Raw genomic sequence first — 17,057 nt, forward strand, 5'->3', positions numbered from 1 at the left:
GGGGGTGGGGGCGTGAGGAGTCGTGGGTGGTCGTGAGCGGTGGGGAGGGCGCGGCTCGTTCATGGGGATGGTGAGTTGGGGCTTCAGCCCTTATCTTGCGGCAGCCACAGCAGGCTGAGGCTCTTGCGGGAGGAGGCAGGCGTCCGCATGCGAGTCCCCGTCGTTCATCAGCGGGCCCGGCGGCGGCGTGCGCGCTACGCCCGCCTTCTCTGGAACGGCGCCGAGATCCTCGTAACCCTCGGTGTCGTCCTCATGCTCCTCGTCGTCCACCAGCTGTGGTGGACCAATCGGCAGGCCCGTGAGGGCGCCGAGAGGAAGGTCCAGGCCCTGGAGAGCGAGTGGGGTGCCAGGGATGGGAGTGAGGGTGGGGAGGGCTCGGCCGCGGTCGGCGGGTCCGGCTCGGGCGGTGGGTCCGGCTCTTCCCGTGACCGGTCCGGTGCCGACTCCCGGACTGCGCCTGACTCCGCCTCGGCCACCGACACCAACCCCCGTCCCCGCTGGACCCAGGCGTACGCCATCCTCAGCATCCCCCGCCTCGGCCTGCGCGTTCCGGTCGCGGAAGGGATCAGTAAGGGGAACGTGCTGAACAAGGGGTACGTCGGTCATTACCCGGACACCGCGCAGCCCGGGCGGGCCGGGAACTTCGCGCTCGCCGGGCATCGGAACACGCATGGGGAGCCGTTCCGGTACATCAACCGGCTCCGGCGGGGGGACCGGATCGAGGTCGAGACCCCGGCCGCCGTCTACACGTACGTCGTCGACAGGACGCTGGCGCAGACCTCGGCGGGGGACGGTGGAGTGATACGGGAGATTCCTCGCAGCTCGGTCAGGCCCTCGTACGGCTACACGGACCCCGGGTACTACCTCACGCTCACCACGTGCACTCCGGAGTACACGTCCAAGTACCGCCTGGTGGTCTGGGGGAAGCTCGGTTCCATGCGGCCCCGCTGAGCCACCCCGCCCAGCCCAACCCGGCCCCCACCCGATCAGCTCTTTTTCAGCTGGTCGTAGCGGCCGAGGAAGTGCGGGACGCCGTTCTCCACGCGGTGGAGGAAGAGGCCGTTGACCCAGCGGAACTCCTTGGTCACCGGGTCGAACTCGATGGTCTTGGCGAGCCCCTTGTGGGTGGTCCGGCGGAGCCTGCGCACCATGGCGCCCCGCTCGGGCTCCACGCTGCCCAGCTCGCGCAGGCCCTGGGCGACGAAGAGCAGCGCGTCGTACGCCTCCACCGCGAAGTGCTCGACGGTGCGTACCCCGAAGCGCTTCTTGTACGCCGCCACGAAGCGTGCCGCGCCGGGCAGCTCGGCCGGGTCGACATAGGTCGTGGTGATCACCCAGCCCTCGGCCGCCGGGCCCGCCTCGGTGAGGAACGCGCTCTGCAGGACCGGTTCCGGCGCCATGCGCGTGCCCCGGAACCCGGCCTCTCGCAGCGCGCGGGCGCAGCGGGCGGCCCGGTGCGGTGAGGCGCCGGCGTACACCACGGCCTGCGCGTCGGCGGCGAGGACGGCGGCGGCGACCGTGTCGAAGTCCTCGCTGTCCGCGGGGACGACATGGGTCGTGGTCGTGCCCCTGGAGGGCGGGAACGCGGTCAGGTCCTTGACGATCTGCCAACTGGTGCGGCTGGACGCCCTGTCGTCCACGAGGGCGGTTCTGCGGCTCTCCTCGGTGTGGGTGAGGTAGTGGATGAAGGGCGTCGAGAGGGCGTTCTCGTCGGGTCTGAGCTGGAAGTACCCGCGGCTGCTGGACTGGGATTCCAGTTCGGCGGGGGAGGAGACGGTCACGAGGGGCAGCAGGGCCTTCTGGTAGCGGGTGGCGGAGGCCTCGGCCGCGGCGCTGCCCGTCGGGCCGAGGACGGCGTACACGTCGTGGTCCGCGACGAACTTCCCGGCCACCTCCGCGGCACGCTTCGCCTCGCCCGCGTCGTCCAGGACCTTCAGGGTCAGGTCGAAGGCGCGGCCGTCGCGGGAGCGGGAGTTGAAGTCCGCGACGGCCAGGCGGGCGCCGCGCTCCTGGGCCAGGCCGATCGCCTTGTCCGGGCCGGACAGGTCCGCGTGCAGGCCGATCACGTACCGGGGCAGTGGTGCGGAGCGGGTCGCGTCGTCGCCGCCGGACGTGGACCTGGCGGCGGCCCAGGCCGCGAGGCCGCCGCCGGTCAGGACCACGGCGGCCGCCGAACCCAGCGTCAGCAGGCGGCGCCGGGAGACGGCGGGCGGTTCCTGCGACTGGACGAGAGTGGTCGGCCCGGGGTCGGGCAGCGCCAGGACGGCGGACGAGCGTTCCGCGATCAGCCGGGGCAGCGAGGGCGGCAGCCAGTCGGCCTCCCGCCCGGCCTCGCCTCCACCCTTCCGCCCGCCCTTCCCTCCGGCTCCCCGTCCGGCACTTCCTCCGCCCTCTCGTCCGGCTCCCCGTCCGGCACTTCCTCCGCCCTCTCGTCCGGCTCCCCGTCCGGCACTTCCTCCGCCCTCCCGTCCGGCTCCCCCTCCGGCGCCTCGCCCGGCCTCCAGCCCGGCACCCCGCTCGCCCGCAGGGCCGCTCTCCCGCTCGCCCGCAGGGTCGCCCTCCCGCTCGCCCTCCTGCCCGCCCGCAGGGCCCCCCGCCCGCTCGCCCGCCGAGTCGCCCTCCCCCTCGCCCGCAGCGTCCCCCACGCCCACCCCCTCGCCCGCCGAGTCATCCTCCCCGTCGTCCTCACCCGCCAGAGCGGCCCGTACCTCCTGCGCGGTCGGTCTGGCCGCCGGGTCCTTGGCGAGACAGCCGGTCAGCAGTGGGACCAGGGTCCACGGCACGGCGTCCAGGTCCGGTTCCTCGTGGACCGTACGGAAGATGACGGCGGCCGCGGTGCCGGTGCCGAACGGGCGGCGGCCGGTCGCCGCGTACGCCAGGACGCAGCCCAGCGAGAAGACGTCGCTCGGCGGGCCGATGTCACGGCCCTGCCCCCGCGCCTGCTCGGGCGAGAGGTAGCCGGGCGAGCCGATCACCACATCGCTCGCGGTCAGCGCGGTGGCACCGGTGGAACGCGCGATGCCGAAGTCGATCAGCCGGGGGCCGTCCAGGGCGAGCAGGATGTTGCCCGGCTTGACGTCCCGGTGGACGAGGCCCGCGGCGTGCACCTCGGTGAGCGCCTCGGCCAGCCGGGCGCCGAGGAAGCGGACCGTACGCTCCGGCAGCGGCCCGTACAGCGTGACGGCCTCGGACAGCGACGGGCCCGGTACGAAGGCGGTCGCCAGCCAGGGCTCGCGGGCCGCCGGCTCCGCCGCGGTCACCGGTGTCACCCACTGCCCGGTGAGCCCGCTCGCCGCCTCGGCCTCGCGCCGGAACCGGGCCCGGAAGTCGTGGTCGGCCGCGTACTCGGCGCGGATCACCTTCAGCGCGACCAGCGCCCCGCCCGTCGAACGGGCCAGGTAGACCACGCCCATGCCGCCCGCGCCGAGCCGGCCGAGCAGCCGGTAGCCGCCGACGAAGGTCGGGTCGCCGGGCTTGAGGGCGCGCACTCCCGCGGGCCCCTCCGACGGGGGATGGCTCACGGAGACCCGCTCACAGCGACCCGCTCACGGCTACACCTCGGAGGGGGCATCACCGAGGAACCGGAACCGGCCGCCCTCGACCTGGTGCAGGAAGATGCCCCAGCCGGCGAACGTGCCGTCCTCCGGCTTGAAGGAGAACTCCTTCGTGATGCCCTTGTAGCGGCTCTTGCGCAGCAGGCCCACCAGGTCCTTGCGCCCCGGCGGCCGTCCGCCCTTCGTGGCCTTCACCAGCTCCTGGAGGACGAGGTTGACGGTGTCGTACGCCTCGGCCGCGTAGTAGCCGGGCGCGGCGCCGAACCGCTTGCGGAAGGCGGCGGTGAAGGCCGCCGCGGCCGGCAGGGCGGAGGGGTCGACGAAGGAGGCGGTCATCAGCCATCCCTCGGCCGCGTCCCCGGCCAGCTCGAGGAACGCCGGGTCGATCACGGCCTGTGAGGCGAACCGCGGCCGGTCGAAGCCGGCCGCCGCCAGCTCGCGGGCCACCAGGGCGGCTCCCTGCGAATAGCCGGCGTAGATGAAGGAGCCGATCCCGGCCCGCAGCATGTCGGCGACGACGGGCCCCATGTCCTGCGTGTTCTCCGGGACCACCCGGGGGTAGGCCGGCCGGCCCAGCTGACGCAGCATGGTGGAGTTGACCCCGGCGGACTCCTGGGCGTACGTCTGCGCGGTGCGGTCCTGGAGGAGACCGGGGCGCTGTGTCTCCTTCTGCTTCATGAGATAGACGCTCATGGGCAGGGAGAGGGCCGCGTCGCTGGGGCGGCAGTGCACGAAGGACCGGTACTCCTGGGAGGTCAGGAGCAGTCCTCCGGCCGAGACCGACAGCAGCGGCAGCAGCGCCTCGTCGTACGTGCCGAGGACCGCGGTAGCCGCCTCGTCGCTGGTCGGGCCGAGCACGGCGAGCACGTCGGCGTCCTGGATCAGTTTCTTCGCCGCGGCCGGCGCCCGGCCCGCGCTGCCGCCGTCGTCAGCGGTCTTCAGGGTGAGCTCGAAGGGCTTGTTCCCACGGGAGTTGAACTGCTCGACCGCCAGCCGCGCGCCCCGCTCCTGCGCCTGGCCCGTCGTCCGCCGGTCCCCGCTGAGATCCGCCTGTACGCCGATGGCCCAGCGGCGGGCCCGCGGCGTCGAGGCGCCCGGGTCGTCCTCGTCGCGCAGGGCGGCCCAGGCCGCGGTTCCGCCCGCCGCCATGAGAAGTGCCGCGCCGGAGGCCAGGAGCAGCCGGCGTCGGCCGGGCGACGTCGGTTCCGCCTCCGTCGGTGCTTCGGCGGCCGACGCGTCGGCGACGGTCGGCTCGATGTCGGGGAGCGCCAGCATCTCGGCCGAACGGTCGGCGATGATCCGTACGACGTCCTCGGGCAGCCAGTCGATCCGGCCGCCCTCGGGGACCGAGTCCTCGACCAGCAGCACCGTGCCGAACTGCTCGGCCGTCGGGCGGTCCGCCGGGTCCTTCGCCAGGCACAGCCGCAGCAGCGTCAGCAGTTCGACGCCCTCCGTGTCCTCCCCGGCCTCGATGCCGGACAGGTCGGGTTCGTCGTGGACCGTGCGGTAGAGCAGGGCGTCGGCCGTGCCCGTGCCGAACGGCGGACGGCCGCTCGCCGCGTACGCCAGCAGACAGCCCAGCGAGAAGATGTCGCTCGCCGGGCCCACCGCCGCGCCACGCGCCTCGGCCTGCTCGGGGGAGAGGAAACCGGGCGTGCCGACGACCAGATCGGTGGAGGTGATCGCGGTCTCGTCGGTCGCGCGGGCGATCCCGAAGTCGATGAGGCGCGGGCCGTCCACGGCGAGCAGGACGTTGGCGGGCTTGACGTCCCGGTGGACGAGACCGGCGGCGTGGACCTCGCGCAGCGCGGCGCCGAGCATCCGGCCCAGGACGCGCACGCTGCGGGTGGGCAGCGGGCCGTGGCGGGCGACCGCCTCCTCCAGCGAGGGGCCGGGCACGAAGGCGGTGGCCAGCCAGGGCTCGTCCGCGTCCGGGTCGGCGCCGGTGACCGGTACCGCCCAGGGGCTGGTCACCCGGCGGGCCGTCTCGACCTCGCGGCGGAACCTGGCTCGGAAGTCCGGCTCGTCCGCGTACTCGGCCTGGATGACCTTGACGGCGGCCAGGCTCCCGGCCTCCGTACGGCCGAGGTAGACCACGCCCATGCCGCCCGCGCCGAGGCGGGCCAGCAGCCGGTGTCCCCCGATCGAGGCGGGGTCGGTGGGGAGCAGACGCTCGCTCATTCGGCCGCCTCCAGTTCGGTCTCGACGCGGGTCAGCATCTGGACCGCTCCCTGGCGCAGGGCGGAGTCGACCTCTTCCTCGGACCGCCCCTCGGAACCCCTGCCGACGACGGCCACGGTGACCTGCGCCAGCCGGCTCTGTATCCAGTAGTAGTAGCGAGGGCCGCCCAGCTCGTCGCTGTAGTACTCGCCGCCTTCCGAGAGCGTGTCCTCGGAGGTGAAGTTGCCCATCAGGCCGTACTGCGCGCCCGTGGAGTGCAGTCCGCTGATCCGCTCGTTCTGGCGGAGCTGCTGATCGGGGCAGCGCAGCGCCTCCTCCAGGGTCCCGGCCATCTCCCAGTCGGCGTCCTTCACGGCCCGGTGCACGGTGACGGTCGCGGTGACGTGGATCGGGCCCTTGCCGTCCTCCGCGGGCAGTTCGCTGTTGCGGGCGACGTTGGCGAGCACCGTCGAGGGCAGCGGCTCGCGCTGCCAGACACAGTCCGGGTCGAGTACGGGCCAGGAGGCGGGGTCGCTCTCGTACGGGCTGCGCCTGACGAAGCCGGGGCCCCAGTCGGCGGGTGCCGCCGCGACGGTGCGGGCCAGGCGCAGGGCCGCCGCGCGGGTCTTCGGCGCGCGGTCGGGATCGGGGGTGAAGTCCAGGCTCGTGGCACCGGCGCTGGGACTCGGGCTCGGGCTGGAGCGGGTGTCACCGCTCGCGGCGGCCTGCGGGGAGCCGGTGGGTTTGGAGTCGGAGGGCTTGGCGGTCCCGTTGTCGCCGCCTCCCGAACAGCCGGCCAGCAGCAGCCCGGTGGCTAAGGCGCCGACACACAGACGCACACGTCTTCGGTACACCATCGACTCCCCCAACTCCCCATACCCGCACGCGCGTTCCCCCGCTGGGAGCGTAGCGACTATGCCCCCGGGGTACTACGGCCTTGCCGGAGTCCGTTGTTCCCTCTTCTGTGTTCATGGCCGCTCACCTGCGGCAGCGGCTTCCGGAGCCGATCCTGTATAACGGCAGGAGGCCACAGAGCCAGTAGGACCGGTAAGCCGCAGTAGGTAGGACCAGAGGGAAGGAGTGCAGCCGATGACACGGACCTGGGCGCAGCTGAAGCCCGCCGTGCTGCTGCTCGTCCTCCTTCTGCAGGTGGCGCTCCTCGACACCGGCAGCCTCGCCGGAGCCGTCGCCGTCACGTTCGCGGCGACCGCCGCGGCCGGGTCCGCGCTGGCCGCCTGTTCCCTCATCGCCTCCCGGCTCGCGCCCGCCGTACCCCGCACACGGGTCCGTACGGCCATGCGCGACCGCGAGAAGCGCACGGCGTTCCTGCCGCAGCGCGACCCCGACGCCCGGGGGCGCAGGCGTCCCCGAGCACCCGGCCGTTCCCTCCTGACGGCCGCGTAGGGGACCACCGACCACTCTTCGAACGCTCTCGGAGCGTCCGCAGGGGAATTCCGGAGAACCTCAGCAGACCCCGCGCGGGTCGTCATGCCGACGTACGTCACGTCTCATCTCCTCGGCACGACGAGACCCACGGAGGGCTCATCCATGTCCGGCTTCTCTTCCCTCTTCTCTTCCTTCATGTCCGCCTTCGCGAGCCTCGTCGAGGGGCTCGCCGAGCTGCTCGAACCGCTCTTCCAGGCCTCCTCGGCGGCCGCCGCGATCGTCCTGTTCACCGCGCTCGTACGACTCCTCGTGCATCCCCTGTCCCGGGCCTCGGCGCGCGGGCAGCGGGCGCGTGCCGCCCTGCAGCCGCAGATCGCCGCACTGCGCAAGAAGCACGGCAAGAACCCCGAGAAGCTGCAGAAGGCGGTGCTGGAACTGCACGCCAAGGAGAAGGTCTCGCCGCTCTCCGGCTGCCTGCCCAGCCTCTTCCAGCTGCCGGCCTTCTTCCTCCTCTACCACCTGTTCTCGAACTCGCGGATCGGCGGCGAGGCCAACTCCCTGCTCGCCCACCAGCTCTTCGCCGCACCGCTCGGCGACCGGTGGGCGGACGCCCTCGGCAATGGCGGGGTTCTTGGGGCGCCCGGCCTTGTGTACCTGGCCCTGTTCGTGATCGTCGCGGCCGTCGCCACCTTCAACTACCGGAGTACGAAGCGGATGATGGCCGCCAGTGCGTCGGTGGCCCCGGTGACCGGCGGCGCCCAGGGTGAGCAGCAGGTGCCCGGGCTCGGCGCGATCACCAAGGTCATGCCGCTGATGTCCTTCCTCACGCTGTTCACCGTGGCGGTGGTGCCGCTGGCCGCCGCGCTGTACGTGGTGACCAGTACGACGTGGAGCGCGGTCGAGCGGGCCGTGCTGTACCGGGACATGCCGGGGGCCGCGCCGGCCGCGGCGGTACTCGGCTGACGGGCAGGAGGTCTGACGGGCAGGAAGCTTGTCGGGCGGGAGGCCTGTCTGGCGGGTGGTTACGGTCCAGTCCGTGAACCGGGTATTGCGGACTGGACGCGGACCTTGGACGATCGACCAGTCCTCCGATGGCTGCACCCGTCGGACGGGCCGCCCGCGATCAAGGGAGATTGTGATCATGAAGCTGCTGCGAGTCGGTACGTCAGGGGCCGAGCGGCCCGCGCTCCTCGATGCCGAGGGAGTCCTGCGGGACCTGTCGGGCGTCGTGCCGGACATCGACGGGGCGCTGCTCGCCGACGAAGCGGCGCTCGGCCGGATACGTACCGCCGCCGAGGCCGGGGAACTGCCCGTGCTCGACGCGGACGGGTTGCGGGTCGGCCCGCCGGTCGCCCGGATCGGCAAGGTCGTCTGCATCGGCCTCAACTACCACGACCACGCCAAGGAGACCGGTGCCGAGCCGCCCGCCGAGCCGGTGATCTTCTTCAAGGCTGCGGACACGGTCGTCGGGCCCTACGACACCGTGCTCGTGCCGCGCGGCTCGGTGAAGACCGACTGGGAGGTCGAGCTGGCTGTCGTCATCGGGCGTACGGCCCGGTATCTCGGCTCGCACGAGGAGGCGCTCGCGCATGTCGCCGGATACGCGGTGGCGCACGACGTGTCCGAGCGGGAGTTCCAGATCGAGCGGGGCGGGACCTGGGACAAGGGGAAGAACTGCGAGACGTTCAATCCGCTCGGGCCGTGGCTCGTGACGGCGGACGAGGTGCCCGATCCGCAGGGGCTGGGGCTGAAGTTGTGGGTCAACGGGGAGTTGCGGCAGGACGGGAGCACGTCCGACCAGATCTTCTCCGTTGCCGAAGTCGTGCGGTATGTGAGTCAGTTCATGACTCTCTATCCCGGGGACGTCATCAATACCGGGACGCCGGCGGGGGTTGCTCTGGGGATGCCCGAGCCCAAGCCGTTCTTGCGGGCGGGGGATGTCGTGCAGCTGGAGATTGAGGGGCTGGGGCGGCAGCGGCAGGAATTCAAGCCGGCGTAGGCGTTCCACTGGGGCGCGGGGGACCACGGCGCGTTGTCGGGTGCGGGTTCGTTGTGGCTGGTCGCGCAGTTCCCCGCGCCCCTTGAAGGCGAAAGGATTGCGCAGTTCCCCGCGCCCCCAGAAAATCCAAAAGACTGCGCCGTTCCCCGCGCCCCCGAATAAGCCAAAGACTGCGCCGTTCCCCGCGCCCCCGAATAAGCCAAAGACTGCGCCGTTCCCCGCGCCCCTGAAAGCGCTCCCTACGCGGTCGTCGAGAAGCGTTCCAGTGCCTCCACCACCATTGCGTGGTCCTCCAGTTGGGGGAGGCCCGAGACCACGACCGTGCCGATTACGCCTGCGCCTGTCACCGTGATCGGGAAGGCTCCGCCGTGGGCCGCGTACACATCGGGGTCCAGGCGGGAGGAGTCCTCGAACGTCGTGTTCTTGGCTCGGAAGCGGGTGCCGACCAGGAGGGACGAGGCGGCGTAGCGCTCGACGACCCGGCGCTTGCGGTCGATCCAGGCGTCGTTGTCGGCGGTGGAGCCGGGAAGCGCGGCGTGGAAGAGCTGCTGGCCTCCCCGGCGGATGTCGATCGCGACGGGCGCGTCGCGCTCGCGGGCCAGTTCGACCAGGAGCGTGCCGAGGGCCCACGCGTCGTCGTACGTGAAGTGAGGGAGCGTCAGACGGAGCTCCTGCTCCTCCAGTTCGGCGATGGTCGGTGCGGTGGGGGTGCTCACAGGGTCACCGTCACGTTCTCGCGGGCCGAGCGGCGCGCGCCTTCCAGGACGTCCAGGGCGGCGGCGGCCTCCAGCGCGGTGACCGGGTTCTCGCCGGTGCCGCTCAGGGCCCCGGCGACGGCCGCGTAGTACGCGGGGTACGCGCCGGGCAGGGTCGGGACCGGGGTTCCGCCGCTGGTCAGCGGGGACTCTCCGGAGCCGACGCGGCCCCACAGCTCCTCGGGCTCGACGCCCCACTCCTTCTCCTTGCCCACGACCGGGCGCTCGCCGTCGCGCAGGGCGGCCTCCTGGGGGTCGAGGCCGTACTTCACGTAGCCAGCCTTCGAGCCCAGCGTGCGGAAACGCGGGCCGAGTTGGGCGGTCGTCGCGGAGACGTAGAGGTGGGAGCGGACGCCGTTCGTGTGCGTGATCGCGATGAACGTGTCGTCGTCGGCCTCCGCACCCGCGCGGCGGACGTCCGACTCCGCGTACACCGCGGCCGCCGGGCCGAAGAGGACCAGCGCCTGGTCGACCACGTGGCTGCCGAGGTCGAACAGCAGACCTCCGACCTCTGCCGGGTCGCCGGACTCGCGCCAGCCGCCCTTGAGTTCGGGGCGCCAGCGCTCGAAGCGGGACTCGAAGCGGTAGACGTCACCGAGGCCGCCCTCGGCGATCAGCTTCCGCAGGGTCAGGAAGTCGTTGTCCCAGCGGCGGTTCTGGAAGACGGAGAGCAGCAGCCCGCGCTCCTCGGCGAGGGCGGCGAGCTCGCGGGCGTCCGCCGCCGTGCCCGCGATCGGCTTGTCGACGACGACCGGCAGGCCCGCCTTGAGGGCGGCCGTGGCGATCGGGACGTGCGTCTTGTTGGGGGACGCGATGACGATCAGGTCCAGCTCGTCGGCGCGCGCCCAGAGCTCGTCGGGGGCCGACGCGATCCGTACGTCCGGGAACTCGTCCCTCGCCTGCTGCTGCCGGTCCGCGTTCGACGTGACCACCGTGTCGAGGATGAGTCCCTCGGTCGCGGCGATCAGCGGGGCGTGGAAGACGGAGCCCGCGAGGCCGTAGCCGACGAGGCCCACGCGGAAGGGGCCCTCGCGGACGGGGCCTTCGCCGACGGGGGTGCCATTGCCTGTACCAGTCATGCCTTCCACTTAAGCAACGCTGTTGCCAAAGTGCAAGCGCGGGGGACAATGGGGCTGTGGAGCACGCGGTAACTGTGGACCACGCACTACAGGCGCACGCGGCACAGGGAGGATCGGAGTGGCTGGTATCGGGGCTGGTTCCGGAGCGGCCCGGGTGGGCGGCGGGGTGAACCTGCTCGCGCTGCGCAGCCACAACGCCGCGCTGCTGCTCGATCTGCTGCGGCGCGCCGGGCGTACGGGGATGAGCCGCCTCGAACTCGCGGAACGTACAGGGCTGACGCCTCAGGCCGTCAGCAAGATCACCGCCCGCCTCCGGGAGGACGGGCTGGTGACCGACGCCGGCCGACAGGCCTCCACGGGTGGCAAGCCACGCACGGTGCTGCGGCTGGTGCCGGAGGCCGGACATGCGGTGGGGCTGCACCTCGACCGGGACGAGCTGCGGGTCGTGCTCGTCGATCTCACGGGGGCGGTCGTGGGGGAGCGGTGCGCTCCGCTGGATCTGGGGGCCGGGGCGGACGCCGTGCTGGATGTGGTCGTGGCGGAGTTCGGGGAGGTGGTGGCGGAGCTGGGGCCTGGGGGTGTGTCCGGTGTCGGCGCCGGGTCCACCGTTCTCGGGGTCGGTGTCGCCATGCCCGGGCCCCTCGATCACACGCACGGTGTGCTGCACCGGGTGACCGGGTTTCCCGAGTGGGACGGGTTCCCCCTGCGCGATGCGCTGGCGCGGCGGCTCGGTGTGCCGGTCGTCCTGGACAAGGACACGAACGCCGCGGCGCTCGGACTCGCGGTCGGGGGTGAGGCGGGGGCCTTCGCGTATCTGCATCTCGGTACGGGGCTGGGGGCCGGGCTCGTCCTCGGTGGGGCCGTGCATCGCGGGTCCCGTACCGGGGCGGGTGAGTTCGGGCACCAGGTCATCCAGCTGGACGGGCCGCCCTGCTCCTGCGGCAACCGGGGGTGCGTCGAGGCGTTGTGCCTCGCGGCGGTGGCCCGGGGGGACGTGGACGAGGCGGCGCGTGTTCTCGGCGAAGGGGCCGCGAACCTTGTGGGGCTGCTGGACATCGACCTTGTGCTGCTGGGTGGGCGCACGGTTGCCGCGGAGTCCGTGCGGTTCGTGAGGGGGGTCGGGGCGGTGCTCGATGCTCGGGCTCGGCGGGAGGGGGTGGGGAGTCCTGTGCCCGTACGGGTTGCCTCCGGCGGGGGGCGGGTGGCTGAGGGGGCTGCTCAGTTGTTGTTGGTGCCGTTGTTCGGGCGGGCGGAAGGGTGAGTTTTGGTGCGGGGGCTTTTGGCTTCCGCGGGTTCGGTGTCGGGTGCGGGCTCGTTGTGGCTGGTCGCGCAGTTCCTCGCGCCCCTAAAAGATTGCGCAGTTCCCCGCGCCCCTTGAAAGCGAAAAGACTGCGCCGTTCCCCGCGCCCCTGGGTGGGTTGGTCCCCGGCTCAGCTCAGCTCAGCTCAGCTCAGCTCAGCTCAGCTCAGCTCAGCTCAGCTCAGCTTGGCTTGGCTTGGCTCTCTCTGGACCGATCGGGCGCAATCCCCGCCCCGATCGGACCCCGCCCAGCGTGCCGGAGTCGGTGCGAGGGTGCGTCGTGGCAGGCTCCCGTGTCCATGCGACTGAGCAAGCCTGTGTGTCTCGCTGTCAGTGCTGCAGCCGCCCTCGCTCCTGTGCCGGCCGATGCCGCGGTGGGGGTGGAACAACGGCAGGGGCGGCCCACCTGTGCCGAGCCGGGGGGCGGGGAGTTTCCCGTGCGTACGCGGATTCATGGTGGGCCCGCCGAGTACGACGCCGGGGGCGGGTTCCGGACCTGGTACATCGATCTCACCAACACCACCGACGCGACCTGCGGGAACATCCACCCGGTCGTCGTCCTCGTGGACGGGAAGCGGGCGCTGCGGCCGGAGCAGCCGCAGCTCGAGTTCTACGACGGGGAGCGGCCCCGTCCCGTCGGCTTCGAGCGGACCGAGCAGGACGAGAACATCGGGGTCCTCGGCTCCCCTGTGAGCCGAGCCGACAGATCCGACGCCGACGGCTCCGAAGGCGACGAGGCTCCCTTCCCCGGGTTCACCGTGGCGCCCGGTGTGACCCTCTCCGTCAAGGTGCGGCTCGCCGTCACCTCGGACGCCGTGGCCAACGACGTCGTCGCGCACGCCGCCGTCGTCCAGCGGCGGGGGGACGACGGCGACGACGGCGACTGGGTCGGGCAGTCGAACGACTACCGCTTCCGCATCCTCGGCGAGGGCGAGGGCCGGGGGGAGCGCGAAGAGGGTGGGACGGGCGAGGTCGGCGGCAAGGACGGTGCCGGGACCACGGGTGACCGGGACCGTGTCGACGCCTCCGGGCGCGTACCGGACGGCATTCCCTTCGCGGAGGAACTGGCCCGGACGGGGCTGCGCTCGACCCGGGGGATCCTCGCCGCGACCGCCGGCGCGCTCCTGCTCCTCGGCGTGGGACTCGGCGCGCTGTTCGCGGCCCGCCGCAGACGCTGAGGGCATCGCGGGATTCTCCGCCCGGGCCACTGCCGCCCCCCTCCACCAAGATCGGGCGGATGGCTAGTCTGGAGGCGTCGGCACACAGCTGTGACGGCGTCCCCCACACCCGCGGCAGACCCGCACGGCTCACGCAGCACGCGTACGGCAGGAGACGGCACATGGCAGAGCGCAAGCCCATCGAATCGTGGCTCACGGACATGGACGGGGTGCTGATCCACGAGGGCGTGCCGATCCCCGGCGCCGACGCCTTCATAAAGAAGCTCAGGGAGTCCGGGAAGCCCTTCCTGGTGCTCACCAACAACTCCATCTACACGGCCCGCGATCTGCACGCCCGGCTGCGGCGGATGGGACTGGACGTGCCCGTCGAGAACATCTGGACGTCCGCCCTCGCCACCGCCCAGTTCCTGGAGGACCAGCGCCCCGAGGGCTCCGCGTACGTCATCGGCGAGGCGGGTCTGACCACCGCGCTGCACGACATCGGGTACGTGCTGACCGACCACGACCCCGACTACGTGGTCCTCGGCGAGACCCGTACGTACTCCTTCGAGGCCATGACCAAGGCCGTGCGGCTGATCAACGACGGCGCCCGGTTCATCGCCACGAACCCCGACGAGACCGGCCCGTCCGCCGAGGGCGCGCTGCCCGCCACCGGAGCCGTGGCCGCGCTGATCACCAAGGCGACCGGCAAGAAGCCGTACTTCGCGGGCAAGCCGAACCCGCTGATGATGCGTACGGGGCTCAACACCATCGGGGCGCACTCCGAGACCAGCGCCATGATCGGCGACCGGATGGACACGGACGTCCTGGCCGGCCTGGAGGCGGGTATGGAGACCTTCCTCGTCCTCACCGGTCTCACCACGGCCGCGGAGATCGAGAAGTACCCCTACCGCCCGTCCACGATCGTCGACTCCATCGCGGACCTCGTCGACCGCGTCTGAGCCACCCGTACGGGACCGGCACCCGTGTGGGGGCGCCACCCGTACGGAGCAGCGGCCCCCCTCCCCGGATGCGGCCCCGTGCCCCGAGGAGGACGCTCCAGATATCTGGAGGTTCACGATGGGTTCACTGCGACTGACTCTCTGTGCCGGGGTGGTGGCCGCCGCCGCGCTCGCCCCCACCGCGTACGCGGCCGACGGGGGCGTCACCGTGACCCCGGGGTCCCCGGCACCCGGCAGCGACATCCAACTGCGGGTCAAGGGGTGCGCCGGGATGTCCGGCACCGCCGCGTCCGAGGCGTTCGTCGCCGACGCGCAGCTCACCGGGAAGCCCGGGGTCCTCACCGGCGAGACCCGCGTCCGCTCGACGCTCGACCCCGGCACGTACGACGTCAAGGTCACTTGCGACGGCTTCGAGGACAAGGTCAAGGGCGCCATCACCGTCCTCGACAAGAAGCAACGCGAGAAGCAGCAGAAGCAGGAGAAGCAGGAACAGAACGAGAAGAAGGAACAGCAGGAACAGCAGGAACAGCAGGGGCAGAAGGATCAGCAGGAGGCGCAGCCCCTCGCGCCCGCGTCCCCCGTCGCGCCCGTGCACGCGGGCGGCGGCGGTACCGCGCGGCTCGCCGTCGTCGACGCCCGCTCGGAGGGGCCCGGCACCCGGCACGCGGTGGTCGGGCTGGTCCTGGCCGGTGTCGCCGCCGTCGCCGTGGCGGTCCGCAGCGCCCGTCGGAGTCGCGGGAGTACCCGCGGTACGGACTGACCGGCCATGTCCGACCGGGAACACACTTCCGGCGGCGGCCGTCTGCTCATGGGCGTGGCCTGGGCGCTGCTGCTCCTCGGGCTGTGGCTGTGGGGCCGCGAGGTGACCGACGTGCGCCAGGGCATATCCGCGCCGACCACGGGTGACGTGGCGGCCGTCGGACGGCCGCTCGGTGTCGAACTGCCGCCCGCGGCCGAGCCGTTGGGGGACGCGAGGCCCCAGCGCGTGGACATCCCCGCGCTGGGCGTACAGGCGCCCGTGGTGACCCGTGGGCTCGACCCCCGCGGGGCGATCGACCCGCCGCCCTACGGACAGCCGGGGACCGTCGGCTGGTACGGGGACGGGGCGCGGCCCGGGGCGGCCGGGACCGCGCTGCTCGTCGGGCACGTGGACACCGAGACCCGGCCCGCGGTCTTCTACCACCTCAGCGAGGTACGGCCGGGCGAGACGGTCCGGGTGATCCGCGACGACGGCAGGGTCGCCGAGTTCACCGTCGAGGACGTCCAGGTCTTCGCCCGCGACCGCTTCGATGCTCAGAAGGTGTACGGGACACGGCAGACCGGCCGCGCCGAACTGCGCCTGATCACCTGCGGCGGCACCTTCGACCGGACCAGCCGCACCTACACGGCGAACGTGGTCGTCTCCGCGTACCTCAGCGGCACCGGTCTGTGAGCCCCGGGAAGCGGCCCCCCGAACCCTCGTACCGAACCCGAGTGCCCCTCGTGCCTCCACCTGGCCCGGTCGACGACCCGCTCCCCCCGGAGCCGTCGACCGGGCTGGTCCTCGACCGTGCGCGCACGGGCTGCGGGAGTAACCCGGCGGTCGGCACGGGAGGTTCAGGGGGCCGTCGGCGCGTCACGCACGCGCCTCACGAATGGTCCGACAGCCGGGGGCCGGGGCCGTCTGATAAGACTCTAGTTCGGATGAGCGCTCCGGCCTAGGGTTTGATTGACGCCATGTCCCGGACCGGTGGCGCTGAGTTATTCGCGCAGCTAGTCGCCGGGTCTACGCAGGCCCGGGGCGCTCGCGGCCCAGCTCGGCGATGTCCTGCGAGTCCGTGATCACGGCCGTCGCGACCTCGTCGAGGGGCAGCCGGTGACTGCGCGCGTACTGGCGCAGCGCGATGAACGCCTCGTCCATCCCGGTCCGCCGGCGCTCGGCGAGCATGCCCTTCGCCTGCTCGATGCGTACGCGGCTGGAGAGGGCCTCCTGCAACTGGCCCGTCAGCGTCCGGTACCGGGTGAACACACGGTGGTTGGCGAGCCCGAGGGCGGCCGCGTCGGCCAGGGTCTGCGCGAGGAGCAGCGCCGTCCCGTCCGCCGGGGACGGGGATGGGGATGGGGATGGGGACGGAGAAGGGTGGGCCGGCTCCGGCACGAACACGTTGAGGGCGCCGAGCGGGGTCCCGTTCCGGCGCAGCGGTACCGCGAAGGTGCTCCCGATGTCGTACCGCAGCGCCCGTTCCGTGAAGTCGGGCCAGCGCGAGGAGGCGTGGGCCGCGCGGATCGCGACCTGTGGGACGGGTTCTCCGCTGCCGTAGCTCTCCAGGCAGGGCCCGCCGTGGTGCTGGACCTCCAGCAGGTCGAGCGCCAGCTCCTGTTGGAGGCTGCTCACCCCGAACGACACCGTCTCGCCGCCCTCGATCAGCATGATGCCGGCCGCCGAGGCGTCCAGGAGGGCCACACAGTGGTCGGAGAGCCGTCGCAGGTACGCCGCCGTGTCGAAGGCCTCGAAGAGCGTGTCCGCGGCTTCCACGAGGGCGGCCCCCAGCTGGACCTCCCGACTGCTGTGGTGCATGTGCGCGCCCTTCCCGAGTCCCGCCACCGCCCCCGCACGTCCGTCCGGCGCCTACCCGGCAGGGAGGGGGTGTAACAGCTAGTGGACAAGGGGCGGACGAGCTCGTGGGCGGACCGACACGTATGTCAGGATTGGTACTTCGGACGGTG

Annotated in this window: 15 protein-coding genes; 9 read left to right on the top strand and 6 right to left on the bottom strand. The window is 72.3% G+C overall.

The genetic code is table 11. The annotated features are described in order from the left end of the window. Nucleotides 1–147: 147 nt before the first annotated feature. Nucleotides 148–951, top strand: coding sequence for a class E sortase (locus JEQ17_RS29285; RefSeq protein ID WP_200397943.1), 804 nt, complete (start codon nt 148–150; stop codon nt 949–951). 35 nt (nt 952–986) lie between these two features. Here JEQ17_RS29285 and JEQ17_RS29290 read toward each other — a convergent pair whose 3' ends face one another. The 3 genes from JEQ17_RS29290 to JEQ17_RS29300 form a co-directional block, all read right to left on the bottom strand. Next, on the bottom strand, nt 987–3,488 hold the full coding sequence (locus tag JEQ17_RS29290; RefSeq protein ID WP_200401780.1) for a bifunctional serine/threonine-protein kinase/ABC transporter substrate-binding protein: 2,502 nt from the start codon (nt 3,486–3,488) through the stop codon (nt 987–989). Between the two features lie 63 nt (nt 3,489–3,551). Continuing rightward, nucleotides 3,552–5,735, bottom strand: a complete 2,184-nt coding sequence (locus JEQ17_RS29295; RefSeq protein ID WP_200397944.1) for a bifunctional serine/threonine-protein kinase/ABC transporter substrate-binding protein — start codon at nt 5,733–5,735, stop codon at nt 3,552–3,554. Then, complete coding sequence (locus JEQ17_RS29300; protein WP_234048411.1) at nt 5,732–6,553, bottom strand: hypothetical protein; 822 nt, start codon at nt 6,551–6,553, stop codon at nt 5,732–5,734. Before JEQ17_RS29300 ends, JEQ17_RS29295 begins: the two co-directional genes overlap by 4 nt. Before the next feature lie 250 nt (nt 6,554–6,803). Here JEQ17_RS29300 and JEQ17_RS29305 point away from each other — a divergent pair, with 250 nt between their 5' ends. The 3 genes from JEQ17_RS29305 (at nt 6,804) to JEQ17_RS29315 (ending at nt 9,099) form a co-directional block, all read left to right on the top strand. Continuing rightward, nucleotides 6,804–7,118 (top strand): DUF6412 domain-containing protein, encoded by a 315-nt coding sequence (locus JEQ17_RS29305; RefSeq protein ID WP_200397946.1) that lies wholly within the window; start codon nt 6,804–6,806, stop codon nt 7,116–7,118. A 177-nt stretch (nt 7,119–7,295) separates the two neighbouring features. After that, the gene (locus JEQ17_RS29310) at nt 7,296–8,063 is read left to right on the top strand and encodes a YidC/Oxa1 family membrane protein insertase (protein WP_200401781.1); all 768 of its coding nucleotides are present in this window, start codon (nt 7,296–7,298) and stop codon (nt 8,061–8,063) included. A 178-nt stretch (nt 8,064–8,241) separates the two neighbouring features. Further along, nucleotides 8,242–9,099, top strand: a complete 858-nt coding sequence (locus JEQ17_RS29315; RefSeq protein ID WP_200397947.1) for a fumarylacetoacetate hydrolase family protein — start codon at nt 8,242–8,244, stop codon at nt 9,097–9,099. A gap of 239 nt (nt 9,100–9,338) precedes the next feature. Here the strand turns inward: JEQ17_RS29315 and JEQ17_RS29320 are convergent, their stop codons facing one another. After that, a complete protein-coding gene (locus tag JEQ17_RS29320) occupies nt 9,339–9,815 on the bottom strand; it encodes a heme-degrading domain-containing protein (protein ID WP_200397948.1) in 477 nt (158 codons plus the stop codon). Next, entirely contained in the window at nt 9,812–10,933 is a 1,122-nt protein-coding gene (locus JEQ17_RS29325; RefSeq protein WP_200397949.1) for a Gfo/Idh/MocA family protein, read from the bottom strand. The genes JEQ17_RS29320 and JEQ17_RS29325 overlap by 4 nt, the downstream gene beginning before the upstream one ends. Before the next feature lie 118 nt (nt 10,934–11,051). On the opposite strand from JEQ17_RS29325, the gene JEQ17_RS29330 reads away from it, so the two are divergent. The 5 genes from JEQ17_RS29330 to JEQ17_RS29350 all read left to right on the top strand — a co-directional run bounded on the left by JEQ17_RS29330 (nt 11,052) and on the right by JEQ17_RS29350 (nt 15,783). Further along, nucleotides 11,052–12,194, top strand: a complete 1,143-nt coding sequence (locus tag JEQ17_RS29330; protein WP_234048412.1) for an ROK family transcriptional regulator — start codon at nt 11,052–11,054, stop codon at nt 12,192–12,194. Nucleotides 12,195–12,669: 475 nt separating this feature from the next. Next, nucleotides 12,670–13,410, top strand: a complete 741-nt coding sequence (locus JEQ17_RS29335) for a hypothetical protein (RefSeq protein ID WP_325176296.1) — start codon at nt 12,670–12,672, stop codon at nt 13,408–13,410. A gap of 161 nt (nt 13,411–13,571) precedes the next feature. Then, entirely contained in the window at nt 13,572–14,351 is a 780-nt protein-coding gene (locus tag JEQ17_RS29340) for an HAD-IIA family hydrolase (RefSeq protein WP_200397951.1), read from the top strand. A gap of 118 nt (nt 14,352–14,469) precedes the next feature. Beyond that, nucleotides 14,470–15,111 carry a hypothetical protein gene (locus tag JEQ17_RS29345; protein WP_200397952.1) on the top strand — a complete coding sequence of 214 codons (642 nt, stop codon included), beginning with the start codon at nt 14,470–14,472 and terminating at the stop codon, nt 15,109–15,111. Between the two features lie 6 nt (nt 15,112–15,117). Beyond that, nucleotides 15,118–15,783 (top strand): class F sortase, encoded by a 666-nt coding sequence (locus JEQ17_RS29350; protein ID WP_200397953.1) that lies wholly within the window; start codon nt 15,118–15,120, stop codon nt 15,781–15,783. 333 nt (nt 15,784–16,116) lie between these two features. Here JEQ17_RS29350 and JEQ17_RS29355 read toward each other — a convergent pair whose 3' ends face one another. Further along, nucleotides 16,117–16,908, bottom strand: a complete 792-nt coding sequence (locus tag JEQ17_RS29355) for a GAF and ANTAR domain-containing protein (RefSeq protein WP_200397954.1) — start codon at nt 16,906–16,908, stop codon at nt 16,117–16,119. Nucleotides 16,909–17,057: the final 149 nt, after the last annotated feature.

This window comes from Streptomyces liliifuscus (assembly GCF_016598615.1).
Lineage (GTDB): Bacteria > Actinomycetota > Actinomycetes > Streptomycetales > Streptomycetaceae > Streptomyces > Streptomyces liliifuscus.